The organism is bacterium (assembly GCA_035370465.1).
In the GTDB taxonomy this organism is placed as follows: Bacteria; Ratteibacteria; UBA8468; order B48-G9; family JAFGKM01; genus JAGGVW01.
The window spans coordinates 24384-49487 of sequence record DAOOVW010000007.1; the positions used below are offsets into that span (position 1 = coordinate 24384).

The following is a 25104-nucleotide window of genomic DNA, read 5'->3' on the forward strand; positions in this document are numbered from 1 at the left end:
TTGGCAAGAAAAGCATTAATTGAAAAGTCAAATAGAGAACCAAAATTTAAAGTGAGGGGCAAAAATAGGTGTTTTAGATGTGGCAGGGCAAGAGGATATTATAGAAAATTTGGAATTTGTCGACTTTGTTTTAGAGAGTTAGCATCAAAAGGAGAAATTCCAGGGGTAAAAAAAGCAAGTTGGTGAGGTGTATATTCATCCAATTTTTAGGAGAGGTGGAAAAATGACAGTTACGGACCCAATAGCAGATATGATAACAAGAATTAGAAATGGTAATTTGAATTATAAGAGATCGGTTGATATTCCTTTTAGTAAAATGAAAGAAAAAATTGCTATTGTCTTGAAGGAAGAAGGATTTATTAAAAATTATGAGATAATAGAAATTGAAAATAAAAAAGTAATAAGGATTTATCTTATGTATTATCCAGATAGGAAAAGAGTTATTACTGAGATAAAAAGAGTAAGTAAGCCGGGTGCAAGAGTATACATAAAGAAAGAAAATACAAATAAAGTAATAAAAAATGGATTTGGAATGGCTGTTTTGACAACATCAAAAGGAATTATTAGTGATAAAAAAGCAAGGGAAATAGGAATTGGTGGAGAAATTTTATTTACAATATGGTGAGGGGTAAAAATGGCAAGATTAGGTAAAAGACCTGTTGAAATACCAGAGGGAGTAAAAGGAAAGGTAGAAAATAATAGAATTATAATTGAAGGTCCAAAAGGGAAATTAGAAAAGGAAGTATTGTCCTATCTAAAAGTTGAAATTATTGATAACAATAAAATATTTGTAAAAAATATAATTCCAGAAGAGAATAGGAAGTTATATAAAAAGGGTGGGGAGTTTCAGGGATTAATGAGAAGTTTAATTAAAAATATGGTTGTTGGAGTCAAAGATGGATATGAGAAAGTTCTTGAAATTCATGGAGTTGGTTATAAAGGAGAGGTAAAAGAAAAAAAACTTGTTTTAACACTTGGATTTTCTCATCCTATTGAGATTGATATACCATTTGATGTTTCAGTTGAAGTTGCAAGAAATACAGTAATTTTTGTAAGAGGTATAGATAAACAAAGAGTTTCAAGTTTTGCAGCAATAGTTAAAAAAATCGCTCCACCAGAACCGTATAAAGGAAAAGGAATAAGATATAGAGGAGAATATGTAAGACATAAAGCAGGTAAGGCTGCTGTGGGAACAGGACAATGAAAATAAAAAAAGAAGAAAAAAGAAAGAGAAAGCATTTGAAGGTAAGAAGAAAGGTGAAAGGAAATTGGGAAAGATTACGACTTGTGGTCTTCAGAAGTCAGAAGCATATTTATGCTTCTTTTGTTAATGATGATGAAACACCATGTAAGGTTCTAGCGACTGTTTCAACATTATCGGAGGGATTTAAAAAATATTCAGAAGGGAAAAATATTAAGACATGGACAAAGGATGCAGCAGGAATTGTTGGGCAGTTAGTAGCAGAAAAAGCAAAAGAAATTGGTATTGAAAAAATTACCTTTGATAGAGGTGGATACAAATATACTGGAAGATTAAAGGTTTTAGCAGAATCAGCAAGAAAAGGAGGTCTAAAATTTTGAAAGAAAATGAAATAACCCAGCAGGAGAATGAAAAACAAGCAGTTATTGAAATAAGAAGAGTTACAAAAGTTACAAAAGGTGGAAAGAATTTGAATTTCAGAGCAGTTGTTGTTGTTGGAGATGGTAAAGGGAAATGTGGATATGGTATTGGGAAAGCAGTTGAGGTTCCTGATGCAATAAAAAAGGGAGTTGATAAAGCACGAAAAAATATGATTGAAATTCCAATTGTGAACACAACAATACCTCATGATATAACTGCAAAAAGTTCATCTTCTATTGTTATATTAAAACCAGCAGTTAAAGGGCATGGTATGGTTGCAGGTAGAACAATGAGGGCAATATTTGAAGTTATAGGAATAAAAGATATAACAAGCAAATGTTTAGGGTCTACAAATGCATTAAATGTTCTTTCAGCAACTATAAAGGCATTGAGTCAGTTAAAGAAGAAAAAAGAGGATAAAAAAAATGAAACTGAATGAGTTAAAGGTACCTTATGGAGCAAAAAAGAAGAGAAAGCGGGTTGGAAGAGGGGATGCTTCTGGACATGGAGGGACTTCTACCAAGGGACATAAGGGACATAAAGCAAGGAGTGGATATACGCGTTCTTTTAATTTTGAAGGTGGACAAATGCCATTGGTAAGGAGATTACCAAAAAGAGGTTTTACACATTTAAAAGAAAAAATAGTTGAAATTGTTAAAATTGAAGAACTTGAAAATAAGTTCAATGATGGAGAAAATGTTGATGTTGAATTATTAAAAAAAGAAAAATTAGTAAAAAAAGGTGAATTTGTTAAAATTCTTGGTAATGGTAAATTAACAAAAAAAATAAATGTTTCTGCCAATGCTTTTTCAAAAAAAGCAAAAGAAAAAATTGAAAATGTTGGTGGTAAAACAATTTTACTGGAAAAAATTAAAAAATGATAGATGCGTTTAAAGATACATTTAAAATTGCTGATTTAAGAAGAAAAATAGGGATTACAATTTTTTTAATAAGTGTATATCGTTTAGGTTGTTATATTCCCTCTCCCGGTATAAATGGACAGGCTCTTGCAAGTTTTTTTGAAAATTTTCCAAATACTCTTTTTCAATTAGTTGACCTTTTTGCAGGGGGAGCATTAAGAAATGCAACAATTTTTGCGTTAGGAATAATGCCTTACATAAGTATTTCTATTATACTTGAACTTCTTTCCTCTATAATCCCATATTTTGAAAATCTTGTGAGAGGTGGAGTTGAAGGAAGAAGAAAACTTACTCAATTAACAAGAATAGGTACAGTAATTTTATGTTTATTTCAGGGTTTTGCAATAAGTTTATGGCTTGAAAATCCAGAGCATTTTGCTGGATATGTAATTGTTCCAAATCCTGGATGGACTTTTAAAATTGTTACAATGCTAACTTTAACAGCAGGAACTATTTTTTTAATGTATTTGGGAGAACAAATAACAGAAAAGGGAGTTGGTAATGGTATATCATTAATAATAACAGCCAGCATTCTTTCAGAAATGCCTATTGCAGTACATAGAATTGCACAACTTGTTTCTGCTGGTGAAATAAGTTTATTTGTTGTTCTTCTATTGATTGTTTTGATTTTTATTGTAGTTGCTGCTGCTATTATTGTAAATGAAAGTGAAAGGAGAATACCAATTCAATATGCAAAAAGAGTTGTTGGCAGAAAGGTTTATGGGGGACAATCAACTTATTTACCTATAAAGTTAAACCAGGGAGGAGTTATTCCTTTAATTTTTGCAATCTCAATTTTAACTTTTCCTGCAACAATTTTAACTTTTTCTGAAAATAAAGTTATACAAAAAGTTGCTGCATATTTATCACCAAGTTCAGGACCAGGGATGTTTCTTTATATTGTTTTGATAATTTTCTTCTGTTATTTTTATGCAAGTATAATTTTCAGTCCAGACCGTGTTGCAGAGGACTTACAAAAATATGGCGGATATATTCAGGGTATAAGACCTGGAAAATCAACTGCTCTTTATCTTGAAAGAATTCTAAATAGAATAACTTTACCTGGTGCTTTGATGCTTGCGGCTATTGCTATATTTCCATATATAATTATGAGTGCTTACAAAAAAATTCCATATATAGTTGCACATATTTTTGGTGGTATTGGTCTTTTAATTGTTGTTTCTGTTTTACTTGAAACAATCCGACAGATTGAGTCTCATCTTCTTTTAAGACATTATCAGGGATTTATTAAAAAGGAAGGAATAAGATGAAGAAAATCTTGATACTTTTAGGGCCCCCAGGAGCAGGAAAAGGGACTGTTGGAAGAAATATAAGTTCTTTTTATAATTTGCCTTTAATTTCTTCTGGTGACCTATTGAGAGACAATGTGAAAAACCATACTCAACTTGGTGAAAAGGCATATTTTTATATTAAAAAAGGGGAACTTGTTCCTGACGAAATTGTTGAGGATATTATTAAAGAAAGGATAGGACATGAAGATTGTAAAAATGGATTTATTCTTGATGGTTTTCCGAGAACTTTAAAACAGGCAGAGGATTTAAATAAAATACTTATGAATAATAATAAAGTAATTGTTATTTATCTTTCTGCCTCTGATCATTTTTTAATTAATCGGCTTTCTAATAGAAGAATTTGTGAAAAATGTGGATATATTTACCATCTTATAAATTTACCACCAAAAAAAGATGGTATTTGTGATAAATGTGGAGGAAGATTAATTCAAAGAGAAGATGATAAATCAGAAGTGGTAAAGAATAGACTAGATGTTTATCATAGTTATACTGGACCAATTATTGACTATTACAAGAAAAATGGCAATTTCTATGAAATTTCTGGCGAAGGGGAACTTGAAGATACATTAAGCGAAATAAAAAGGATTTTAAAATGATAGTTCAAACATCTGATGAAATAGAAAAAGTAAAAAAAGCATGTGTAATAGTAAGAGAAATTTTAGAAGGAATAAGCGAAATTATAAAGCCAGGAATAAGTACATATGATATTGATGAACTTGCCTATGAGATGATGAAAAAAAGGGAAGTTGTACCTGCCTTTAAGGACTATGGAGGATTTCCTGCAAATATTTGTGTTTCAATTAATGAAGAGGTTGTGCATGGAATTCCTAAAAAGGAGAGAATATTGAAAGAAGGAGATATTGTTTCAGTTGATATTGGGGTAATTTATGATGGATTTTATGGTGATTGTGCAGATACATTTCCTGTTGGAGAGATAAAGCAGATACATAAAAAACTAATTGATGTTACTAAAAAAGCATTTTATATTGGAGTGGATTACATAAAAGATGGAGTAATGACAGGTGATATAGGGAATTCAATTCAGCAATTTGTTGAAAGTAATGGGTTTTCAGTTGTAAAGGCGTTCGCTGGACACGGTATTGGTAAAAAATTACATGATTTCCCTGAATTAGCAAATTTTGGGAATAAGGGCGAAGGAGAAATTTTGAAAGATGGTATGGTTATATGTATTGAGCCAATGGTTAATGAAGGTACATGGAAAGTGAAAATTCTTGATGATGGATGGACTGCTATAACTTCTGATAGAAAATATTCTGCTCATTATGAAAATGAAGTTCTTGTAAGAAAAGAAAAAGGAGAAATTTTAAGTTAAATGAATAAAGAGGAAAAAATAAGATTAAAAGGAGAAATAATAAATGCTTTACCGGGAACTACATTTGAGGTAAAATTAGAAAATGGCCATAAGGTTTTTGCTCATCTTGCAGGAAAGATGAGAATGCATTATATAAAAATAATACCGGGTGATGAAGTTTTAGTTGAAATTTCACCTTATGATTTAACAAAAGGTAGAATAATAAAAAGATATTAAAGGAGTTAAGGAAATGAAAGTAAGAGCATCAGTGAAGAAAATATGCCCTAAATGTAAAATAATAAGAAGAAAAGGAATTGTAAGGGTTATTTGTACGAATCCTCAGGATGGACCTAAACATAAACAGAAACAAGGATGAGGTGAAATATGGCAAGAATACTTGGGGTTGAAATCCCTGATAATAAGAAAATTGAAATTTCTTTAACTTATATTTATGGAATTGGTAAGCCCACAGCAAAAAAAATTTTGTCAGATACAGGTGTTTCTCCCGAAAAAAGAGTTAAAGAGCTGACTGATGAAGAATTAAGCAAAATAACAAATTATATCCAGAGAAATTTTAAAGTTGAAGGTGATTTAAAAAAAGAAATTTCTGAAAATATTAGAAGATTAGTAGAAATAAATTCTTATAGAGGTTTCAGACATAAACGTTCCTTACCCGTAAGGGGGCAAAGAACAAGAACTAATGCGAGAACACGAAAAGGTCCAAGAAAAACAGTTGGAATAGTTAGAGATAAAACAGCAAGGAAAGCAATGAGACAGGAAAAAGGAAAGGAAGAATAATATGGCTGCGAGAAAATATGTAAAAAAGAGAAAAAAAAGGGTATCTATTGAAAGAGGAATTGTACATATAAAGGCAACTTTTAATAATACAATAGTTACTCTAACGGATCTTGAAGGGAAAGTTTTGTTATGGGCAAGTGCAGGGAGTATTGGTTTTAAAGGAACAAGAAAAGGAACACCTTTTGCTGCTCAACTTGTGAGTGAAAATGTTGCCAAAAGAGCAATAAACATGTTTAATATGAAAGAAGTATCTGTTTTTGTTAAAGGACCTGGCCCTGGAAGGGAAACAGCAATAAGGGCATTACAATCAACTGGCTTAAATGTTGTTTCAATAAAAGATGTAACCCCGATACCACATGATGGTTGTCGACCACCGAAAAGAAGGAGAGTATAATGGCGAAAGTTGTTGAAACAGATTGTAAAGTTTGTAGAAAATATGGAATAAAGTTATATTTAAAAGGCATAAGGTGTGAATCGGATAAATGTGCAATAGACCCCAGAAGAAAGAATATAAGATTAATAAAGAGTAAAAAGACATCAGAATATGGGCATCAATTAAGAGAAAAAAACAAGGTAAAGATATACTATGGAGTAAGAGAAAGACAATTTAGAAGATATTTTGAAATGGCAAAGAAACAAAAGGGTGTTACTGGTGAAAATTTACTCCAACTTCTTGAAAGACGTCTTGATAATGTTGTTTATAGGGCAAATTTTGTCTCTTCGAGAAAACAAGCAAAACAAATTATTTCTCATGGTGCAGTTATAATCAATGGGAGAAAAGCAGATAGGGATGGATATATTGTAAAAGAAGGGGAAGAAATAAAAATTAAAACAAATATTAAATACATAGAAAAAGTTAAAGAAAATATTGATATTTTTAAACATAGACAGATTCCAACATGGATGAAAGTTAACAATGAAAATTATTCAATAGAAATTGTAAGATATCCAACACGGGAAGAAGTTTCTATACCTGTGGATGAGCAACTCATTATCAACCTTTATTCAAAATAAAAAATGTGAGGTGTAAATATGAAAGAATTTTTGTTTCCCAGTAGTTTTATTTGGGATGAAGATACATACAGAGAGAATTATGGAATTATTGAAATTCAACCGCTTGAAAGAGGTTATGGAGTCACCTTAGGTAATTTGTACAGAAGAATTCTTCTTTCTTCAATCCCTGGGATATCAATAACATCTCTGAAAATTGATGGTGTTATGCATGAGTTTTCAACAATTGAAGGGGTAAAAGAAGATGTAGTTGAAATAGTTATGAATTTGAAAAATGTTGCTTTAAAACCAGTTATATCTGAATTTCCTCATAAAGTCGAAATTGAAATAGAGGGAAAAGATGAAATAGTAGCAGGGGATTTAATACCCGATGGTTCCGCATATGTAATAAATAGTGGTTTGCATATTGCTACGGTTGACCCGACTAAGAAATACAAAATGGAAATAGAAATAACTAATGGTTTTGGCTATTTACCTGTTGAAAAAATGAAACTTATGATTTCTACTCCTCCAATTGGTACAATTTTAATAGATGGAATTTATTCTCCTATTAGGAAAGTATCTTTTCATATTGAAAATATAATGGTAGGCCAATCAGTTGATTATGAAAAACTTGTTCTTGAAATAGGAACAACTGGTGCAATTACTCCGAAAGATGCAGTTAGTTATGCAACAGACCTTATTCTTAGTCATCTAAATTTAATAAAAGATAAGCAGACAATTGGAAGGAAAGAAGTAAAAAAAGAAGAAGTTGGCAAGATAGACCTTGATATTCCAATAAGTGACTTAAAACTTTCAACAAGAGTTATTAATGCTTTAACAGGTAAAAATATTAAAACAATTAGGGACCTTATAAATACTCCAAGGGAAAAATTAGAAGAACTAAAAAATTTAGGTAAAAAATCCATTAAAGAAATAGAAAATATTTTGAAAAAAAGGGACATTAAACTCTTAACATTAAAAGAATTAGCAGAAAAACAAGAGGAAGAAGATGAGACATAAAAAAGATATTAAAAAATTAAGTAGAAATAAGTCCCATAGAAAAGGGCTGATAAGGAACATGACAATAAGTTTTTTCCAATCAAATGAGATAAGAACTACAGAAGTTAAAGGTAAACAATTAAAGAGAGTTGTTGAAAGAATGATAACACTTGGTAAAAAGCAGGACTTAAAGAGTACAAGGATGCTCAATGCTTTTTTAAATCATCCAGAAAGTGTAAAAAAAGTTAAAGAAGTTGCAAAGAGATATTCTGATAGACCAGGTGGATATACAAAAATAATTAAACTTTCCACAAGAAGAGGAGATGGAGCAAGGGAAGTAATTATAAAATTAGTGTGAAAAATGAATAAAAATTTAAAACTTCTTGATAAAGTATATAAAAAAGAAAATATATATCGGCTGATAGTTATTCTTGCAAAAAGAGCACATGAAATAATTTCAGGTGCACCTGCAAAAATAAAATCAGACGAAAGTGGCAATGCACCACATGAATTAGTAATAGAAGAACATTTACTTAGTGGTGATAAAAAATAAAAAAGTATAAAATAAATATTCCTGCAGGTTGTGTACCTTACCTATAAGGTTCATTAAATATTATTTACAGGATAAGAAAATGAATGATTTTACTCAATTACTGAAATGCATGAAGGAAAAAGATGCTTCTGACCTTCATATAAAATTTGGAAGGAAACCAATTTTTAGAATAAAAGGAGAATTAGAAGAAGTAGAAGAATGGGAGAATATTTTTAATGATGAAGAATTAAATAAAATTTGTTCAATAATTATTCCATCTGAACAAATTGAGATATTTAAGAAACAAAAAGAAATGGACATTGCCTTTGAACAGGAAGAAGTTGGCAGGTATAGGGTAAATGCTTTCTGGCAAAGAGGACATATTGGTCTTGTTTTAAGAAGAATAAAAGATGTTATCCCCACCATTGAAGAATTGAATTTACCACCTGTTTTAAATAAAATTGCTTCATTTTCCGATGGACTTGTTCTTGTTACAGGTCCTACTGGATGCGGAAAGTCAACAACTCTTGCTTCTATGATTGAGAATATTAACAAAAATAAAGTTGTTCATATTGTAACAATTGAAGACCCAATTGAATATATTTATAAAGATAAAAAGTCAATTATTGACCAGAGAGAGGTTGGAATTGATACAATTGCTTTTGATTCTGCTTTGAAACGTGTTTTAAGAGAAGACCCAGATATTATCTTAATCGGAGAATTAAGAGATGTAGATACATTTCAGGCAGCAATAAATGCCTGTGAGACAGGGCATCTTGTTTTTGCTACTTTGCATACAATAGATACAATTACAACAATTACAAGAATTCTTGATTTTTTCCCATCTTCTCAACATGAACAAGTAAGAAAAATTGTTGCCTATCATTTACGGGCAACAATATGTCAAAAACTTTTAACCAAAAAAGATAATTCTGGACTTGTTCCTGTCTGTGAAATTATGATTGTAAATTCTGTAATTTCTAAACTTATACAGGACAACAAATTAAACAAAATATATGCTGCTATGGCATCAGATAAAGAAGTAGGGATGCAAACATTTAATCAACATCTTGTCCAATTAATTCAAAATGATATAATTAGTAAAGAAGAAGGTTTTGCTGCATCTCCATCACCACATGCACTTGAAATGAATTTAAGAGGAATTTACTTAGATGAGGACTCAAAAATTATTGGAGAATAGGAAAGAACCAGACCTTTTTTTCTCCATTTCTATCATTTCAATTATACTAATTTTGTCACTCATATTCTCTTTTTTATTTAGAAACTTAACAATTGAGGAAAAGTTATTTAAGGGGGGTATTTTTACTTTTTTGACTGAAGTTGGAATTATTTACTTTTCTTTTATCAAATATCCAGAATATTTCAAAAACATCTTTTCTAATTTTTCTCTTTTTTTTTCTGGTTTTAAGTATTATTTGATTATAATTCCTATTATTTCAATTGTCTCTCTCATTGTATATGCTATTTTTGAACAATTACATATAAATGTAGAAATTCAAAAAATGGTCTCTTTTTATTTAGAAATTAAGTCAATTAAAATAATTTTATTTATGTTTTTTTTAAGTTGTTTTATCGCTCCTTTGACAGAAGAAATAATATTTAGAGGTATTTTATATAAGTCATTGAGAAATAATTTTTCTTTTTCAATTGCTGTAATTTTAAGTTCATTAGTTTTTTCTCTTTTTCACAATGACCTTTTTACTTTTGCCGGAATTTTTATTTTTGGTTGTTTCCTGTCAATTATTTTTGAGAGGCATAGGTATCTCTGGCCATCAATAGGTCTTCATTTTTTCAATAACTTTTTTACAAATTTATTTGTATTTTTTATTAAATTTCACCAAGCAGGACAAAATTTTGTGATATAATAAACGAAAAAAGGCAAAAAATGAAAATACTTGTTATTGGTTCTGGTGGAAGAGAACATTGTATTTGCTGGAAAATCAAACAAAATAAAAATGTACGGTTGTTCGCATTGCCTGGAAATGGAGGAATATCTGAAATTGCTGAATGTATTAAAGGTGATATTGAAGATTTTAGTGATGCCTTTAACATTATAAAAAATAAAGGAATTGATTTTGTTGTAGTGGGACCTGAAAATCCTCTTGTTTATGGGATAGTAGATTTTTTAAAAGAAAAAAACATTAAGGCATTTGGTCCAATAAAAAAGGGTGCTATTCTTGAAGGTTCAAAATGTTATGCCAAAGAGTTTATGGGAAAGTATAATATTCCAACTGCAAACTTCCAGATAGCAGAAAGTTATGAGTCAGCAATAAAAATAATTGAAAAAAAGGAAGTCCCATATGTTATAAAATACGATGGGCTTGCTGCTGGGAAAGGAGTTAGAGTAATTGAGAGTTTTGAAGAAGGTGAAAAGTACTTAAAAGAAATTTTTATTGATAATATTTTTAAAAGTAATGAAAAGAAAATTATAATTGAAGATTGTTTAATTGGGAAAGAACTTTCCTATCTTATTTTTACAGACACAATTTCATATATTCCAATGGTGCCAGCAAAGGATTACAAAAGAGTTTTTGATGGAGATAAAGGACAAAATACAGGTGGAATGGGTTCTTATTCTCCACCACTTTTTTTTAATGAAGAACTTGATAATAAAATAAAAAATGAAATAGTTGAAAGGACAATATATGGATTGAGGAAAGAAAATATTGATTATAGAGGTGTTTTATATTTTGGCTTAATGATAACTGAAAAAGGTCCTTATGTTTTAGAATATAATGTTAGGTTTGGAGACCCGGAAACACAGGTGATATTACCGAGAATGGAAACAGACATTATTGATGTAATGACTGCGGTTTGCGAAGGGGAACTGAAAAAAATAGATATAAAATGGAGTAATAAAAAAAGTGTTTGTTTAATACTATCTTCTGGTGGATATCCAGGAGGATATGAAACTGGGAAAGAAATAAAAAATTTAGAAAAAGTTGAAAAAAATGTTTTAATTTTTCATTCAGGAACCAAAAAAGAAAATGGGAAGTTTTATACAAATGGTGGAAGGGTTCTTGGAATAACTGCACTTAACTCAACAATAGAAAAAGCAAGGGAAAATGTTTATAAATCAGCAAGCACCATTGATTTTGAAGGGAAACATTATAGAAAAGATATTGCACTTTTTTAATATATAAAAATTAAAATGAGAAAAAAGGTTATTATATTTGGGGCAGGGCAGATTGGAAGGGGTTTTATAGGAGAAATATGTTATAGTTCAGGTTATTTTCTTGTTTTTGTTGATGTTTTTAAAAATGTAATTGACCTACTTAATAAAGAAAAAAAATATCCTTTATGGATACTGGGTAAAGAAAAAGAAGAGAAATTCATAGAGAATTTTAAAGGTATATATTTTGATGATAAAGAAAGTGTATCAAATGAAATAAAAGAAGCAAACTTAATTTTTACTGCTGTTGGTGTGAACAACTTAAAATCTCTTGCACCTTTAATTTCTGAAGGGATTTTGAAAAAATTCTCTGCAAATAAATCGGATTATCTTAATATTATAATTTGTGAGAATTTACTTGGGAGTGGAAAAATTTTATACTCAGAAGTTTTAGAATATCTTCCACCTGAATTTAAAGAAGTTGTTTTTCAAAAAGTTGGTTTTGTTGAGTCAGTTGTAAGCAGAATGGTAGCACCTATTACTGATGAAATAAAGAAAATAAATCCTTTAATTGTGAGAGTTGAACCATATAACAAATTGCCTGTTGATAAAAAGGCATTTAAAGGAGAAATTCCTGATATTAAAGGACTTTATCCTGTTGAGAATTTATATCCATATGAAGAATTAAAAATTTTTGTTCATAATCTTTCACATGCGTGTCTTGCTTATTTAGGGTATTTAAGTGGATATACATATATCTGGCAATGCATGGAAGATAAAAAAATTCTAAAAATTTTTAAAGGCGTATTAAATGAGGTTAAAGAAGCACTTATAAAGAAACATAAATTTGATGAGAAAGAAATTGATGATTATATTTATGACCTTCAAACAAGATTTAAAAATAAATTATTAGGGGATACTGTTTTTCGCGTTGGAAGAGACCCTTTAAGGAAACTTGGTCCAGATGATAGAATAATTGGTAGTATAAACTTATGTCTTTCTCAAAATATCTTTCCAGCCAATATTTGTGTTGTTGCTTCTGCCTGTTTATGTTATAATTACCAAAATGATAAGCAGGCAGTTGAATTAGAAGAAATAATAAGAAATAATAGTGTGGAATTTGTTCTTAAAGAAATATGTAAACTGGAAAATAAAGAAATTATAGATGAAATTTTAAAACATTATGAGGAAATAAAAAATGAAAGCAGCACTTCTAAAAGAAATAGAGAATTTAGAAATTATTGATATTGAAAAACCAATACCTGGAGAAAATGAAATAGTTATAAAAGTAAAGGTTTGTGCTATATGTGGAACAGATATAAAGGTCTATCATCATGGACATAAGTTAATTGTTTTTCCAAGAATTACAGGGCATGAAGTAAGTGGTATTGTTGCTGAAAAAGGTAAAAAAGTAAGTGAGTTTAAGGAAAGTGATAAAGTTGCTGTTGCTCCTGCTATTCCGTGTGGAAGATGCTGGTATTGTAGAAAGGGACAACAATCAATGTGTGATAATTTAGAAACAATTGGTTATCTTTATAATGGTGGATTTGCTGAATATATGAGAGTTCCTGAAAATGCTGTTTTAAATGGTTGTGTAAATAAATTACCTGAAAATTTAAGTTTTGAAGAAGCAGCGATTGCTGAACCACTTGCTTGTGTAATAAATGGTCAAATTTTAAGTATGCTTGAAATAGGAGATACAGTTGTTATTATAGGTGCAGGACCTATTGGATGTTTTCACAGTCAACTTGCAAAAATAAATGGAGCAAGTAAAGTAATACTTGGTGATATTTCTTCTGAAAGATTAGAAATGGCTAAATTTACAGGAGCAAAACTTGTTGATATGAGTAAAGAAAATATAAAAGAAGTTGTAAAAGAAGAAACAGAAGGAAAAATGGCAGACAGAGTTATAGTTGCAGCAGGTGCAAAAGAAGCACAAGAGACAGCAGTTGAAATTGTTGCAAAAAGAGGGTCAGTTAATTTTTTTGGAGGGCTGCCAAAAGAAGTACCTTTTATAAATTTGAATAGTAACCTTGTTCATTATGGAGAATTTTTTATAACAGGTACTCACGGTTCTTCTCCTGTTCACAATAAAATAGCAATATCTCTTCTTGCAAACAAAAGAATAGATGGGACGAAATACATAACTCATAAATTTCCATTAGAAGAAATCAAACAAGCATTAAAAACAGCAGAGGATAAAAAAGGGCTGAAAGTTATAGTAATTCCTGAAAAGTAGAGAGTAGCAAGTAGCAAAATTAAATTTAAAATTAAAAGTGTAAAGATAGAGCGTAAAATTCAAAATTTTTTTGCTGTCTTGTTTTTAATTTTACTCTTTACATTTTACTTTTTTAATATCTTCGTGTCTATGTTTTTAGGGCATGGTTTTATCCGCAGATTCGCCCGGTGGATTATGTCAAGGGGGATGAGGGAGTAAATTAGTTCCCCCTTTTAAAAAGGCCTGTCCGACGCTCTTTTTGGCGGAGGGATTAAGGGGGATTTCACCCTTCTCCCCGATGGGGAGAAGGCTCGCCCGTAGGGCTACGCCCGAGGGCGAGGATGAGGGGATTTTTAGGAATTTCCAAGCACAGTGGAGAAGTGGGGAAATTTAGTTCTCTCTACTCTCTACTCACTACTAAAATATAAACAGAGTTTAAAAAATTTTTAATAACAGAAGATAAAGGAAGGAGGACTTTTAAATGGAAAAGATTGATAGAAAACTTGCAATAAAACTTTTAAAACAGATGATGGAAATAAGGAAATTTGAAGATAAAATTATGGAATTGCTTTCAAAAAACATTGCAGAAGGTGGTTCACATCTATACGCAGGAATGGAAGGGACAGGAGTTGGAGCAATTTCTGTTTTAAGACCTGATGACTATATAACAAGCACACATAGAGGACATGGTCATGCAATTGCAAAAGATGGGGACTTAAAAGCACTTATGGCAGAGATATTAGGGAAAAAAACAGGTGTTTGTAAAGGGAAAGGTGGGTCTCTTCATTTAGCAGACCTTTCAAAAGGTAATTTAGGGGCAAATGGAATTGTTGGAGGTGGGCTTGGAATTGCAACAGGGGCAGGTCTTTCAATAAAATTACAAAAACAGGATAAAGTTGTTATATGTTTTTTTGGTGATGGAGCAACTAATAATGGTATATTTTTTGAATGTTTGAATATGGCATCTTTATGGAAATTACCAGTTATTTATTTATGTGAGAATAATAAATATGGAATGAGTGTATCAGTTGAAAGAGCATCTTCTGTTGTTGATTTAACTAAAAAGGCACTTGCTTTTGATATGCCAAGTGAAAATGTAGATGGACAGGATGTTCTTGCAGTAAGAGAAATTGTAAATAAATGGGTGAATTACGCCAGAGATGGAAATGGTCCGAGTTTTATTGTATCAAATACATACAGATATTATGGACATAGTAGAAGTGACCCGAGGGTATACAGGACAAAAGAAGAAGAAAAGTTCTGGAAAGAAAGAGACCCAATTTTAATTTTTTCTGATAAAATGAAAGAAGTTGGTGTTTTAACAGAAGAAGAAATAAGAGAAATAGATGAACTAACAGATAAAGAAATAGAAGAAGCAACTGAATATGCAATAAATAGTCCAGACCCACAGCCAGAAGAACTTTATACTGACTTATATGTTTAACAGGAGATGAAAAATGAAAGAGATAACTTATAGACAGGCGTTAAATGAGGCATTTGACGAAGAAATGATGAGAGATGAAAAAGTATTTATTTTTGGTGAAGATGTTGCAATTTATGGTGGTGCTTATGGTGTTACATTGGGTTTATTAGAAAAATATGGGGATACCAGAGTAATTGATACTCCTATATCTGAAAATGCTATTGTTGGAACTGCACTTGGTGCTGCTTTAACAGGGATGAGACCAGTTGCAGAAATTATGTATATTGATTTTATTGGTCTTTGTATGGACCAGTTAAATAATCAAGTGGCAAAAATCAGATATATGTTTGGTGGAAAATGTACCGTTCCTTTGACAATAAGAACAGAAGGTGGTGCAGGAAGAACATTGGGAGCACATCATTCACAGTCATTAGAATCATGGTTAATTCATATTCCTGGTATAAAAGTTGTTATGCCTTCAACTCCTTATGATGCGAAAGGTCTTTTGAAATCATCAATAAGAGATGATAATCCTGTTGTTTTTATTGAACATAAAATGCTTTATAACACAAAAGGACCTGTTCCTGAAGAAGAATATACTATACCAATTGGAGTTGCAGATGTGAAAAAAGAAGGGAAAGATGTAACTATTTTTACATATTCAAGGATGACATTATTTTCACTTCAAGCAGCAGAAGAACTTGAAAAAGAAGGAATAAGTGTAGAAGTTGTTGATTTAAGAACACTCCTTCCAATGGATATTGAAACAATGGTAAATTCAGTAAAAAAAACAAATAAAGTTGTTATAGTGGAAGAAGATTGTAAAACGGGGGGAACAGGCGCAGAAATAGGGATGCAAATAATAGAAAATGCTTTTGATTATTTAGATGCTCCAATTATCAGGGTTGCAGGTGCAGATGTTCCTATGCCAAAAAGTAAAGTTCTTGAACAACTTGCAATACCTGATGTTAAAAGAATTAAAGAAGGAGTGAAGGAGGTATTGAAATGATAAGAGAAATTATTATGCCAAAATTAGGAGAAACAATGGAGGAGGGGTACCTTGTTTCCTGGAAAAAACAAGAAGGTGAAAAAGTTGAAAAAGGCGAAGTTCTCTTTGAAGTTATGAGTGATAAAACAAATTTTGAAGTAGAATCGCCTTATTCTGGATATTTAAGAAAGATACTTTTTAGTTCATCCGATGAAGCAATTCCTGTAACAACAGTTATAGGTTATATAAGTGATAATCCAGATGAACAATTACCTGAGAAAGAAGAAAAGATTGAGAAAAAAGAAGTAAAAGAAGAGAAAGTAGAAATAGTACAAAAAGAAAAAGTAGAAGAAAAAATAGTAGAAGGAGGGGAGAAAATAAAAGCAACACCTGTTGCAAAAAGAATTGCTCAGGAAAGAGGAATAGATATTTCTAATATAAGGGGAACAGGTCCTGGTGGAAGAATTGAAAAAAGGGATGTTGAAAAATATATTGAAAGTAAAGCAGTTGGAGTAGGAGAATATGAAATAATAAAATGGACTCCTATTAGAAAAATTATTGCAAAACGACTGACAGAAAGTAAAAGAGAAATTCCACATTATTATTTTCAAGGAAAATTTATTATGGACCAGATTGCACTTATAAAGGAATTGAAGAAAAAAGAAGGTAATGATTTTTCATATACTGATTTTCTTTTATTTTTTGCTGGGAAAGCAATTGAGAAATACCCTTTAATTGATGCTTCTGTTGAAAATGATGAGATAAGAGTTTATAAGTCAGTTGATATAGGTCTTGCAGTTGCAGTAGAAACGGGGCTTGTTGTTCCTGTAATAAGAAATGTCTGTCAGAAAACACTTGAAGAAATATCTGAAGAAAGAAAGGTAATTGCAAAGAAATCAAAGGAAGGGAAATTAGAAGAGAATGATTTAAAAGGAGCAAGGTTTGTTATTTCAAATTTAGGGATGTATGGAGTTGAGAATTTTCAGCCAATAATAAATCCACCAGGAGTTGCAATTATGGGAGTTGGTAAAATAGAAAAAGGTATTATTGTTATAGAAGATAAAATTGAAGTAAAAAGAATTATGAGTGTTTCTTTTTCTTTTGACCATAGAGTTATTGATGGAAGTTATGCTGGCTCTTTTTATAACTATTTTAAAGAAATACTTGAAAATCCCTCAATTTTAGTTTTATAATATATACAATTAGGCACAAAGTAAAAAAAGAGAGAAAATTTATAAATTTAAAGGTAAAAGTGTAAATTTTAAAATGATAACTAATAATTTAAAACTGAAAGCAAAAGATGAAAATTATGACTTGAAATCTAAAAATTTAGTTCTTTTTTGTTTTCAATTGTACATTTTACACTACTAATAACTTTGTGCTATATATGTATGGTTTATATTGTATATATAAAACTTAATGACAAATGATAGGGAGAATAAAAGAGGATATTAACACTGTTTTTGAAAAAGACCCAGCAGCAAGAAATATTTTTGAAGTAATTACAAGTTATCCTGGTTTACATGCGCTGTGGGGACATCGTTTTGCTCATTTTTTATGGAAAAGAAATATGAAAACATTTGCAAGGATAATTTCTAATGTGAATAGATTTTTTACACAAATTGAAATTCATCCAGGAGCAGAAATAGGAAGAAGATTTTTTATTGACCATGGTTGTGGAGTTGTTATTGGAGAAACAACAGAAATTGGTAATGATGTTTTGCTTTACCAGGGGGTTGTTTTAGGCGGAATAACTCATGAGAAGAAGAAAAGACATCCAACAATTGGAAATAATGTAGTTATTGGAGCAGGAGCAATTGTTTTGGGTCCAGTTAAAGTTGGGGATGGTGCAAAAATTGGTGCAGGTAGTGTTGTGGTTAAAGATGTTCCATCTGATTCAACAGTTGTTGGTGTTCCAGGTAGAGTTGTGAAACAACAGAAAAAAAGGAAAATAGAACTTGACCATAGTAATCTTCCCGACCCTGTTGCAGATGCATTAAAATTAGTTATTGATGAAATTGAAAAGCATGAAGAAAGGATTATAAAACTTGAAAGTGTAGAAGGTATTAAAGCAAAAATAGATGAGTATTTTGCTATGAAAAAAGAAGAAATTTCTGAAATTTTTTCAAAAATAAAGGAGAATGAAAATGAAAAAAATTAATATTTTATTTTTATCCTCATTATTTATTTTCATTTTATCTTTTTCAGGATATTGTGAAATAGTAAAGGTCTATCATAAAGTTAAAAGAGGCGAGACCTTAATTGCAATTGCTAAAAAATATGGAACAAGTGTAGAAAAGATAAAAGAACTAAATGGTTTAAAAACATCTCTTATAAAAGAAGGACAAAAACTTGTTGTTAAAAAAATAGAGAAAGAGGAAAATAAAAATTTATCTTCAAATAAAGAATCATTAACAACCTCTTCTGGAAATTATGACACAGTTTATTATGTAGTAAAAAAAGGTGATAACCTTTCTAAAATAAGTAGAAAATATGACATTTCAGTTTCATCTATAAAAAAAGAAAATAATTTAAAAAGCAGTAAAATAATACCAGGAATGCAGTTAAAAATTAGAGTTCCAGTTGAAGTGCCTAAAATAGAAAATATAGAGCCAATAATAGGAACTGAACAAAAGGATTTTTATCAGGTAAAAAAGGGAGATACTCTTGAAGAAATAGCAAAGAAATTTTCTGTTTTGCCTGAAGAACTTAAAAAATATAATCTTTTGCGTGATAATGATTTTAAAGAAGGGCAGATTATAATTATTCCCCAACAAGAGCAATTAACAAGTAATCCAGAAAGTCAAACAAATAGCGAAACAGATATAGAAAAAGAACAATTAACAAGAGCAAAAATTCTTGATATTGCATTTTCCTATCTTAATATGCCTTACAAATTAGGTGGGAATGGGGAAAAATGTATTGATTGTTCAACTCTTACTCGCCTTGTTTATGAAAAAATAGGTTTTGAATTACCAAAAACATCTTATCAACAAGCAAAATTGGGCAAAGAAGTTACATTAAATGAAGCATTACCTGGTGATTTGGTATTTTTTAGAAGAGGCATAGGAATTGGACATGTTGGTATTTATATCGGTAATAAACTTTTTATTCACGCCAGTAGCAGTGATAGGAAAGTTAAAATAGATTCTCTTGAAAATTCGTATTTTAAAAGTCATTTTGTATGTTTAAAAAGGTATATTCCATTTAGTAGCAGCGTTTTTGGAGGTTAAAAATGATGTCAAGAAATAGTAATTGTAGGTGCTGTGAATATTTATGGAATAGTTTAAAAATAGTTGTAATTGAAAATGAAATTTTGAGAATAGAAATTCTTGCAGACAAAGGAACAGATATAGTTGAATTTCTTTACAAACCAGAAGATATAGATTTCATGTGGAGAAGTCCTATTCCTTTATATAATCGTTTTATGTTCCCTATAACAAAAGAGTTAGATTCAGGAAATTTTATTGATTTTTATCCAGGTGGATGGCAAGAAATATTTCCAAATGGTAGTTCCCCATGTGAATATAAAGGAACGGTTTTGGGATTACATGGAGAAATTGCTCTACTACCATGGGATTATAAAATTATTGAAGATTCTTCCGAAAAAATTTCAGTCCTTTTTTCAGTAAAAACATATAGAACACCATTTTACATTGAAAAAATTATATCTATTGAGAAAGAAAAACCATATATTGAAATTGAGGAAAAAGTAAAAAATATTGGTGGTGAAGATATGGATTTTATATGGGGACACCATCCTGCTATTGGTAAACCATTTCTTTCATCTGATTGTTTTATAAAAATTCCTGAATGTAAAATTAAAGTTGTTCATGGTGATGGAAAATCAATTACAAATTTAAAACAAACCGAAGGAATATGGCCATATTTAGAAGGAATTGATAGAAATAAAGTTGATATAAGTAAAATTCCCTCTGAAAATGATTGTGTATCAGATATGATGTTTTTAACTGACCTTAAAGAAGGAAAATATGAAATTGTTAATAAAAAAAGGAAATTATCATTCTTTTTTGAATTTCCTTTATCAGTATTTAAGTGTTTATGGTTCTGGAGAATTGCAAAAGGCAGTTTTAATTATCCCTGGTATGGAAGAAATTATAACATTGCTCTTGAACCATTTTCTTCTTTACCAAATCTGGCAGAAGCAATAAAAAGAGGAGACCAGTTGAAATTAAAACCAGATGAAGAAATGAGAGTAAAGATAAAAGCAGGGGTAATAAAGGAAGAAAATGGGTGAATATGAAGTTGTAATTGGGCTTGAAGTTCATGTGGAATTATCTACTTGCTCAAAAATGTTTTGTCCTTGTTCAACAGAATTTGGTGCTTCTCCAAATACGAATATCTGCCCTATTTGTATAGGAATGCCAGGTACTTTACCTGTAATAAATGAGAAAGCAATTGAATGTGCAGTAAAAACAGGTATTGCATTTAATTCTGATATAGCAAGGACTTGTAGGTTTGCAAGGAAAAATTATTTTTATCCAGACCTTCCTAAAAATTATCAGATTTCACAATACGAACAACCAATTATAAAGGGGGGATACCTGAAGGTAAGAGATAAAAAAATAAATTTAACAAGGATACATTTAGAAGAAGATGCAGGTAAACTTATTCATTCTGAGGAGGGTGAGAATTTTTCATATATTGATTATAACAGAGGCGGAATACCTCTTATTGAAATTGTTACACAACCAGATATAACAAGTCCAGAAGAAGGTGAAGAATTTCTCTTGAAATTAAAGCAGACATTAAAATATTTAGAAGTAAGCGATTGTAATATGGAAGAAGGTTCATTAAGATGTGATGCAAATATATCTGTAAGAAAAAAGGGAGATGAAAAGTTTGGAGTAAAAGTTGAGATTAAAAATATGAATTCTTTTAAAGCGGTCAGAAAAGCGTTAAGTTATGAACAAAAAAGGCAAATTTCAATTTTAAATAGAGGTGGAAAGATTCAGCAAGAAACACGACTCTGGGATGATAAATTACAAAAAACAGAAATCATGAGGACGAAAGAAGAGGCACATGATTACAGATATTTTCCTGACCCAGACCTTTTACCAGTTGAAATTGATGACGAATTCATAAATAAAGTTAAAGAAGAAATAGGGGAATTACCAGATGATAGAAAAGAGAGAATTAAAGTACAATATGGATTACCTACCTATGATATTGATGTCTTGATGAGTGAAAAAATAATAATTGACTATTTTGAGGAATGTAGTAAAATTTTCAAAAATTATAAACTTATTTCCAATTGGATTATGGGAGAGATAATGTCTTTATTAAAAGGGAAAGAAATAAAATTCCTTTTTGAAAAAATACCTCCAGAAAAATTTATTGACTTGTTAAAAATGGTTGAAGAGGGTAAAATAACCTCAACAGTTGGGAAAAATGTATTAAAGGAAATTTTAAAAACAGGGAAATTTCCTTCTGAAATAGTAAAAGAAAAAGGTCTTCTACAAATAGGAGATGAGGAATTTATTGAAAATATAGTAAAACAGGTAATTGACGAAAATCAAAAAGCAGTTGATGACTATAAAAAAGGGAAAGAAAAAGTAATGGCTTTCCTTATAGGGCAGGTTATGAAGAAAACAAAGGGAAAAGTTAATTCAGAAATTGTTGAAAAAACAATAAAAAAGTTAATATAACAAAAAATAATTTTATTTTTCCGTCTATTTTATATTTTTCTCTTTCCTAATAGGAAGAGATGAAGGGAGAAAGAAAATGAGAAAAAAGTTTTTTTTAACTATTATTGGGTTTTTCTTATTAACCATAATTTTAGGTAGTGATGTAAAAGTTTCTGAGGAAAGAAATAAAAAAGAAGAAACATATAAAAACATAGAACTTTTTATTGATGCTTTAAATATTGTAGAAAAAAATTATGTAAAAGAAGTTGAAAATAAGGACCTTATTTATGGAGCACTTAAAGGTATGCTGATGTCTCTTGACCCATACAGTGCTTTTCTTCCTCCTGACCTTAAAAAAGAATTACAAATTGAAACAGAAGGGCAGTTTGAAGGAGTTGGAATGGAAATTACACTGAAAAATGGGATAATAACAGTGGTAAGCCCAATAGAAGACAGTCCTGCCTGGAAAGCAGGTGTTAAGCCAGGTGATAGAATAATTACTATTGATGGGGAATCAACAAAAGGTATGACAACACTTGAAGCAGCAAAAAAACTGAGAGGAGAAAAAGGGACAAAAGTGAAAATAAGTGTTATGAGAGAAAATATGCCAAAACTAATTGATATAGAAATAACAAGAGATATTATAAAAGTGAAATCAGTAAAAACAGAGGACATAGGTGAAATGGGATATATAAGAATTACAGAATTTCAAGAAAGAACATCTTCTGATTTGAAAAATGCATTAGAAGAGTTTAATAAAAAAGAGAAAAAAGGGATAATTCTTGATTTAAGAAACAACCCTGGTGGTCTTTTAACCTCTGCTGTTGAAGTTAGTGAATTATTTTTGCAAAAAGGTAAATTAATTGTTTATACACAGGGAAGAAATAAAGAAGATAAAAGTATTTTTAGAAGTAAAAAAGTTCCTATCTGGGAAAAACCAATTGTTTTACTTGTTAACCAGGGTAGTGCCAGTGCTTCTGAAATTGTTTTTGGGGCGCTTAAAGACAATTATGAAAAAATTAGCTCGGTTGGTGAAAAAACATTCGGTAAAGGTTCTGTTCAGAATTTAATTCCGTTATCAGATGGTTCCGCTTTAAAACTTACAATTGCTTATTACTATACACCTTCTAATGTTTGTATTGAAGGAGAAGGGATACCAGTTGATTATGAAGTGAAATTACCAGAAGATAAAGAAATTATATTTGCAACAGATGAAGATGTACAATTTCAAGAAGCAAAAAGAATTTTGAAGAATATGATTTATGAGAAAGATGAAAAAGAGTGATAAAAAAGAGACATCATGGCTTGTACCTATTGTTCTCCTTTTAATTTTAGGTATTTTAATTACAGGTGTAAAAGTTCTTAATGAAATTTACAAAAAAGAGGAAATTCCAGGTAAAAAAATACCTGCCAAAAAGGAAAAAGTAGTTGAAAAAAAAGAGAAAAAAAGAGAAAAAGAAATTCCAGTTGCAATAATAATAGATGATTGTGGCTGGAATAGGTCTATTGTAAACGAATTAGAAGGAATTAACGAACCACTTACACTTTCTTTTTTGCCAAAAGCTCCATATAGTAAAGAATTAATTAAATTGCTTAATGGGAAAGATTATGAATTTATCTTACATCTTCCGCTTGAACCATTACCTCCTCAACAATGTCTGGATAAAGGACTTATTACAACAGAAATGACTGATGAGGAGATAAATAAAATATTTCTTGATAATGTATATGATTATTTACCATATATCAAAGGAATTAACAATCATATGGGTTCTCTTTTTACTTCTACTCCTGATAAAATGGAAGTACTTCTTGAAAATATAAAAAAAGAAAATTTGTTTTTCATTGATAGTGCAACATCAAAAAATACAACTGGTTATACACTTGCCGAGCAGATGGGAATAAAAACAGCAAAAAGAGATATTTTTCTTGATAATGAATCAAATCCAGAATATATTAAAGAGCAGTTAAATAAACTTATTAAAGTAGCAAAAAAAAATGGAAAATGTGTTGCTATTGGACATGCAAAAAAAGAAACATTAAAGGTATTAAAAGAAAAATTACCTGAACTGAAAGAAGAAGGTATAAAAATAGTTCCTGCCTCTGCATTAGTTGAATAAATTCCTCCTCCCGGAACCATGTTCCAGAAAAAAGGTGAAGGTCTATGATAATAATTGGTATAGAAACATCCTGTGATGAAACAAGTATTGGTATTTTAGAAAATAATAAATTATTAGCAAATATTGTTGCTTCACAGGAAGATATACACTCTAAATTTGGTGGTGTTGTTCCTGAACTTGCAAGCAGGCAACACTTAGAGAAGATAGATATTCTTTTTAATATTGCTGTTGAAAAAACCAAAATTAATATTAACAATATAAATTATATTGGTGTCACATCTCAACCAGGACTTAAAGGTTCATTAATTGTTGGTGTTTCATTTGCGTCGGGGCTTTCTTTTTCTTTAAAAAAACCAATTTATAAAATTGACCATTTAAAAGCACATATATCAGCAAATTATTTTGATGAAAATATTGAGTTTCCTGCAATTGGACTTGTGATTTCCGGAGGGCATACTTCTTTTTACTATCTTAAAAACCATATTGATTTTGAACTTTTAGGAAGAACTCTTGATGATGCCTGTGGAGAAGTATTTGACAAAGTTGGCAGAATGTTAGCCCTTCCCTTTCCTGGTGGACCACAAATAGAAAAAAACGCAAAAGAAGGAGATGAAAATAAAATAAAATTTCCAGTTGCCTTAATTTCAAAAAACTCCCTTGATTTCAGTTTTAGTGGATTGAAAACAGCAGTTAATTATCACATTAAAAAAAATGGATTAAATAATATTCCTGATATATGTGCTTCATTTCAAAAAGTTGTTGCAGATACATTATGTATAAAAATTGAAAGAGCAATAAATAGATATAAAGTAAAATCCCTTCTTTTGGGTGGAGGAGTAGTTCAAAATGAATATATAAGGGGAAGAATAAAAGAAAAAATTGGAGAAAAAATTAAATTGTTTATCCCTGAAAAAAAATTATGTATGGATAATGGTGGTATGGTGGCGATTTTAACATATTTTTTAATTAAATATGGAGTAAAACCATCAGAAAATAAAATAGAAGTAATTCCAACAGTAGAAATTTGATTTTTTATAAAATGTCAAAAGGAAAAATAGAATAAAACCTCTGCATATTACAATTGGT

At 30.2% G+C, this 25104-nt stretch carries 32 protein-coding genes; all 32 read left to right on the top strand.

Features of this window, described 5'->3' with window-relative positions; translation table 11 throughout:
* The 32 genes from PLW95_01885 (at position 1) to tsaD (ending at position 25046) form a co-directional block, all read left to right on the top strand.
* On the top strand, positions 1–186 hold the full coding sequence (locus tag PLW95_01885; protein ID HOV21416.1) for a type Z 30S ribosomal protein S14: 186 nt from the start codon (positions 1–3) through the stop codon (positions 184–186).
* A gap of 37 nt (positions 187–223) precedes the next feature.
* Positions 224–625: a 30S ribosomal protein S8 gene (rpsH, locus tag PLW95_01890; GenBank protein HOV21417.1), complete on the top strand. Its 402-nt coding sequence runs from the start codon at positions 224–226 to the stop codon at positions 623–625.
* A gap of 9 nt (positions 626–634) precedes the next feature.
* Positions 635–1204: a 50S ribosomal protein L6 gene (gene rplF, locus PLW95_01895; GenBank protein ID HOV21418.1), complete on the top strand. Its 570-nt coding sequence runs from the start codon at positions 635–637 to the stop codon at positions 1202–1204.
* Entirely contained in the window at positions 1201–1581 is a 381-nt protein-coding gene (gene rplR, locus PLW95_01900; GenBank protein HOV21419.1) for a 50S ribosomal protein L18, read from the top strand. The genes rplF and rplR overlap by 4 nt, the downstream gene beginning before the upstream one ends.
* On the top strand, positions 1575–2060 hold the full coding sequence (rpsE, locus tag PLW95_01905; GenBank protein ID HOV21420.1) for a 30S ribosomal protein S5: 486 nt from the start codon (positions 1575–1577) through the stop codon (positions 2058–2060). Before rplR ends, rpsE begins: the two co-directional genes overlap by 7 nt.
* Positions 2047–2502, top strand: a complete 456-nt coding sequence (gene rplO / locus PLW95_01910) for a 50S ribosomal protein L15 (protein ID HOV21421.1) — start codon at positions 2047–2049, stop codon at positions 2500–2502. The genes rpsE and rplO overlap by 14 nt, the downstream gene beginning before the upstream one ends.
* A complete protein-coding gene (gene secY, locus PLW95_01915; GenBank protein HOV21422.1) occupies positions 2499–3812 on the top strand; it encodes a preprotein translocase subunit SecY in 1314 nt (437 codons plus the stop codon). Before rplO ends, secY begins: the two co-directional genes overlap by 4 nt.
* The gene (locus tag PLW95_01920; protein HOV21423.1) at positions 3809–4450 is read left to right on the top strand and encodes an adenylate kinase; all 642 of its coding nucleotides are present in this window, start codon (positions 3809–3811) and stop codon (positions 4448–4450) included. The genes secY and PLW95_01920 overlap by 4 nt, the downstream gene beginning before the upstream one ends.
* Positions 4447–5187, top strand: a complete 741-nt coding sequence (gene map, locus PLW95_01925) for a type I methionyl aminopeptidase (GenBank protein HOV21424.1) — start codon at positions 4447–4449, stop codon at positions 5185–5187. Before PLW95_01920 ends, map begins: the two co-directional genes overlap by 4 nt.
* The gene (gene infA / locus PLW95_01930) at positions 5188–5403 is read left to right on the top strand and encodes a translation initiation factor IF-1 (GenBank protein ID HOV21425.1); all 216 of its coding nucleotides are present in this window, start codon (positions 5188–5190) and stop codon (positions 5401–5403) included.
* Positions 5404–5416: 13 nt separating this feature from the next.
* Positions 5417–5542, top strand: coding sequence for a 50S ribosomal protein L36 (rpmJ, locus tag PLW95_01935; protein HOV21426.1), 126 nt, complete (start codon positions 5417–5419; stop codon positions 5540–5542).
* Between the two features lie 8 nt (positions 5543–5550).
* A complete protein-coding gene (gene rpsM / locus PLW95_01940; protein HOV21427.1) occupies positions 5551–5964 on the top strand; it encodes a 30S ribosomal protein S13 in 414 nt (137 codons plus the stop codon).
* Position 5965: 1 nt separating this feature from the next.
* Positions 5966–6358, top strand: coding sequence for a 30S ribosomal protein S11 (gene rpsK, locus PLW95_01945; GenBank protein ID HOV21428.1), 393 nt, complete (start codon positions 5966–5968; stop codon positions 6356–6358).
* On the top strand, positions 6358–6978 hold the full coding sequence (gene rpsD / locus PLW95_01950) for a 30S ribosomal protein S4 (protein HOV21429.1): 621 nt from the start codon (positions 6358–6360) through the stop codon (positions 6976–6978). The genes rpsK and rpsD overlap by 1 nt, the downstream gene beginning before the upstream one ends.
* An 18-nt stretch (positions 6979–6996) precedes the next feature.
* Positions 6997–7977, top strand: coding sequence for a DNA-directed RNA polymerase subunit alpha (locus PLW95_01955; GenBank protein HOV21430.1), 981 nt, complete (start codon positions 6997–6999; stop codon positions 7975–7977).
* Positions 7967–8314 carry a 50S ribosomal protein L17 gene (gene rplQ, locus PLW95_01960; GenBank protein ID HOV21431.1) on the top strand — a complete coding sequence of 116 codons (348 nt, stop codon included), beginning with the start codon at positions 7967–7969 and terminating at the stop codon, positions 8312–8314. The genes PLW95_01955 and rplQ overlap by 11 nt, the downstream gene beginning before the upstream one ends.
* A gap of 3 nt (positions 8315–8317) precedes the next feature.
* On the top strand, positions 8318–8509 hold the full coding sequence (locus tag PLW95_01965) for a DNA-directed RNA polymerase subunit omega (GenBank protein ID HOV21432.1): 192 nt from the start codon (positions 8318–8320) through the stop codon (positions 8507–8509).
* Positions 8510–8588: 79 nt separating this feature from the next.
* Positions 8589–9689, top strand: coding sequence for a PilT/PilU family type 4a pilus ATPase (locus PLW95_01970; GenBank protein HOV21433.1), 1101 nt, complete (start codon positions 8589–8591; stop codon positions 9687–9689).
* A complete protein-coding gene (locus PLW95_01975; protein HOV21434.1) occupies positions 9661–10374 on the top strand; it encodes a CPBP family intramembrane metalloprotease in 714 nt (237 codons plus the stop codon). The genes PLW95_01970 and PLW95_01975 overlap by 29 nt, the downstream gene beginning before the upstream one ends.
* Before the next feature lie 20 nt (positions 10375–10394).
* Positions 10395–11645, top strand: a complete 1251-nt coding sequence (gene purD, locus PLW95_01980; GenBank protein ID HOV21435.1) for a phosphoribosylamine--glycine ligase — start codon at positions 10395–10397, stop codon at positions 11643–11645.
* Between the two features lie 15 nt (positions 11646–11660).
* Positions 11661–12866, top strand: coding sequence for a mannitol-1-phosphate 5-dehydrogenase (locus PLW95_01985; protein ID HOV21436.1), 1206 nt, complete (start codon positions 11661–11663; stop codon positions 12864–12866).
* Positions 12820–13860: a zinc-dependent dehydrogenase gene (locus tag PLW95_01990; protein ID HOV21437.1), complete on the top strand. Its 1041-nt coding sequence runs from the start codon at positions 12820–12822 to the stop codon at positions 13858–13860. Before PLW95_01985 ends, PLW95_01990 begins: the two co-directional genes overlap by 47 nt.
* Before the next feature lie 460 nt (positions 13861–14320).
* A complete protein-coding gene (locus tag PLW95_01995) occupies positions 14321–15283 on the top strand; it encodes a thiamine pyrophosphate-dependent enzyme (GenBank protein ID HOV21438.1) in 963 nt (320 codons plus the stop codon).
* A 13-nt stretch (positions 15284–15296) separates the two neighbouring features.
* A complete protein-coding gene (locus tag PLW95_02000) occupies positions 15297–16271 on the top strand; it encodes an alpha-ketoacid dehydrogenase subunit beta (GenBank protein HOV21439.1) in 975 nt (324 codons plus the stop codon).
* Positions 16268–17443, top strand: a complete 1176-nt coding sequence (locus tag PLW95_02005) for a dihydrolipoamide acetyltransferase family protein (protein ID HOV21440.1) — start codon at positions 16268–16270, stop codon at positions 17441–17443. Before PLW95_02000 ends, PLW95_02005 begins: the two co-directional genes overlap by 4 nt.
* 233 nt (positions 17444–17676) lie before the next feature.
* Positions 17677–18411: a serine O-acetyltransferase gene (gene cysE / locus PLW95_02010; GenBank protein HOV21441.1), complete on the top strand. Its 735-nt coding sequence runs from the start codon at positions 17677–17679 to the stop codon at positions 18409–18411.
* Complete coding sequence (locus PLW95_02015; GenBank protein HOV21442.1) at positions 18398–19483, top strand: LysM peptidoglycan-binding domain-containing protein; 1086 nt, start codon at positions 18398–18400, stop codon at positions 19481–19483. The genes cysE and PLW95_02015 overlap by 14 nt, the downstream gene beginning before the upstream one ends.
* Before the next feature lie 2 nt (positions 19484–19485).
* On the top strand, positions 19486–20508 hold the full coding sequence (locus tag PLW95_02020; protein ID HOV21443.1) for a DUF4432 family protein: 1023 nt from the start codon (positions 19486–19488) through the stop codon (positions 20506–20508).
* Positions 20501–21919, top strand: coding sequence for an Asp-tRNA(Asn)/Glu-tRNA(Gln) amidotransferase subunit GatB (gene gatB, locus PLW95_02025; protein ID HOV21444.1), 1419 nt, complete (start codon positions 20501–20503; stop codon positions 21917–21919). Before PLW95_02020 ends, gatB begins: the two co-directional genes overlap by 8 nt.
* A 76-nt stretch (positions 21920–21995) precedes the next feature.
* Positions 21996–23183, top strand: coding sequence for a S41 family peptidase (locus PLW95_02030; protein ID HOV21445.1), 1188 nt, complete (start codon positions 21996–21998; stop codon positions 23181–23183).
* Positions 23161–24018 carry a divergent polysaccharide deacetylase family protein gene (locus PLW95_02035; protein ID HOV21446.1) on the top strand — a complete coding sequence of 286 codons (858 nt, stop codon included), beginning with the start codon at positions 23161–23163 and terminating at the stop codon, positions 24016–24018. The genes PLW95_02030 and PLW95_02035 overlap by 23 nt, the downstream gene beginning before the upstream one ends.
* 44 nt (positions 24019–24062) lie before the next feature.
* Positions 24063–25046 (top strand): tRNA (adenosine(37)-N6)-threonylcarbamoyltransferase complex transferase subunit TsaD, encoded by a 984-nt coding sequence (tsaD, locus tag PLW95_02040; GenBank protein ID HOV21447.1) that lies wholly within the window; start codon positions 24063–24065, stop codon positions 25044–25046.
* Positions 25047–25104: the final 58 nt, after the last annotated feature.

Excerpts from the sequence above, each read along its gene's own strand:
- cysE (HOV21441.1), top strand. The coding sequence starts at position 17,677 with ATGATAGGGAGAATAAAAGAGGATATTAACACTGTTTTTGAAAAAGAC.
- PLW95_01920 (HOV21423.1), top strand. The coding sequence starts at position 3,809 with ATGAAGAAAATCTTGATACTTTTAGGGCCCCCAGGAGCAGGAAAAGGG.
- PLW95_01970 (HOV21433.1), top strand. The coding sequence starts at position 8,589 with ATGAATGATTTTACTCAATTACTGAAATGCATGAAGGAAAAAGATGCT.
- tsaD (HOV21447.1), top strand. The coding sequence starts at position 24,063 with ATGATAATAATTGGTATAGAAACATCCTGTGATGAAACAAGTATTGGT.
- PLW95_01990 (HOV21437.1), top strand. The coding sequence starts at position 12,820 with ATGAAAGCAGCACTTCTAAAAGAAATAGAGAATTTAGAAATTATTGAT.
- PLW95_01965 (HOV21432.1), top strand. The coding sequence starts at position 8,318 with ATGAATAAAAATTTAAAACTTCTTGATAAAGTATATAAAAAAGAAAAT.
- PLW95_02020 (HOV21443.1), top strand. The coding sequence starts at position 19,486 with ATGATGTCAAGAAATAGTAATTGTAGGTGCTGTGAATATTTATGGAAT.
- map (HOV21424.1), top strand. The coding sequence starts at position 4,447 with ATGATAGTTCAAACATCTGATGAAATAGAAAAAGTAAAAAAAGCATGT.
- PLW95_02035 (HOV21446.1), top strand. The coding sequence starts at position 23,161 with ATGAGAAAGATGAAAAAGAGTGATAAAAAAGAGACATCATGGCTTGTA.
- rplR (HOV21419.1), top strand. The coding sequence starts at position 1,201 with ATGAAAATAAAAAAAGAAGAAAAAAGAAAGAGAAAGCATTTGAAGGTA.
- PLW95_01985 (HOV21436.1), top strand. The coding sequence starts at position 11,661 with ATGAGAAAAAAGGTTATTATATTTGGGGCAGGGCAGATTGGAAGGGGT.
- rplF (HOV21418.1), top strand. The coding sequence starts at position 635 with ATGGCAAGATTAGGTAAAAGACCTGTTGAAATACCAGAGGGAGTAAAA.
- rplO (HOV21421.1), top strand. The coding sequence starts at position 2,047 with ATGAAACTGAATGAGTTAAAGGTACCTTATGGAGCAAAAAAGAAGAGA.
- rpsM (HOV21427.1), top strand. The coding sequence starts at position 5,551 with ATGGCAAGAATACTTGGGGTTGAAATCCCTGATAATAAGAAAATTGAA.
- PLW95_01975 (HOV21434.1), top strand. The coding sequence starts at position 9,661 with ATGAGGACTCAAAAATTATTGGAGAATAGGAAAGAACCAGACCTTTTT.
- rpmJ (HOV21426.1), top strand. The coding sequence starts at position 5,417 with ATGAAAGTAAGAGCATCAGTGAAGAAAATATGCCCTAAATGTAAAATA.
- PLW95_02000 (HOV21439.1), top strand. The coding sequence starts at position 15,297 with ATGAAAGAGATAACTTATAGACAGGCGTTAAATGAGGCATTTGACGAA.
- PLW95_01995 (HOV21438.1), top strand. The coding sequence starts at position 14,321 with ATGGAAAAGATTGATAGAAAACTTGCAATAAAACTTTTAAAACAGATG.
- rpsH (HOV21417.1), top strand. The coding sequence starts at position 224 with ATGACAGTTACGGACCCAATAGCAGATATGATAACAAGAATTAGAAAT.
- rpsD (HOV21429.1), top strand. The coding sequence starts at position 6,358 with ATGGCGAAAGTTGTTGAAACAGATTGTAAAGTTTGTAGAAAATATGGA.
- PLW95_02015 (HOV21442.1), top strand. The coding sequence starts at position 18,398 with ATGAAAAAAATTAATATTTTATTTTTATCCTCATTATTTATTTTCATT.
- purD (HOV21435.1), top strand. The coding sequence starts at position 10,395 with ATGAAAATACTTGTTATTGGTTCTGGTGGAAGAGAACATTGTATTTGC.
- PLW95_02005 (HOV21440.1), top strand. The coding sequence starts at position 16,268 with ATGATAAGAGAAATTATTATGCCAAAATTAGGAGAAACAATGGAGGAG.
- gatB (HOV21444.1), top strand. The coding sequence starts at position 20,501 with ATGGGTGAATATGAAGTTGTAATTGGGCTTGAAGTTCATGTGGAATTA.
- PLW95_02030 (HOV21445.1), top strand. The coding sequence starts at position 21,996 with ATGAGAAAAAAGTTTTTTTTAACTATTATTGGGTTTTTCTTATTAACC.
- PLW95_01955 (HOV21430.1), top strand. The coding sequence starts at position 6,997 with ATGAAAGAATTTTTGTTTCCCAGTAGTTTTATTTGGGATGAAGATACA.
- rplQ (HOV21431.1), top strand. The coding sequence starts at position 7,967 with ATGAGACATAAAAAAGATATTAAAAAATTAAGTAGAAATAAGTCCCAT.
- rpsK (HOV21428.1), top strand. The coding sequence starts at position 5,966 with ATGGCTGCGAGAAAATATGTAAAAAAGAGAAAAAAAAGGGTATCTATT.
- infA (HOV21425.1), top strand. The coding sequence starts at position 5,188 with ATGAATAAAGAGGAAAAAATAAGATTAAAAGGAGAAATAATAAATGCT.
- secY (HOV21422.1), top strand. The coding sequence starts at position 2,499 with ATGATAGATGCGTTTAAAGATACATTTAAAATTGCTGATTTAAGAAGA.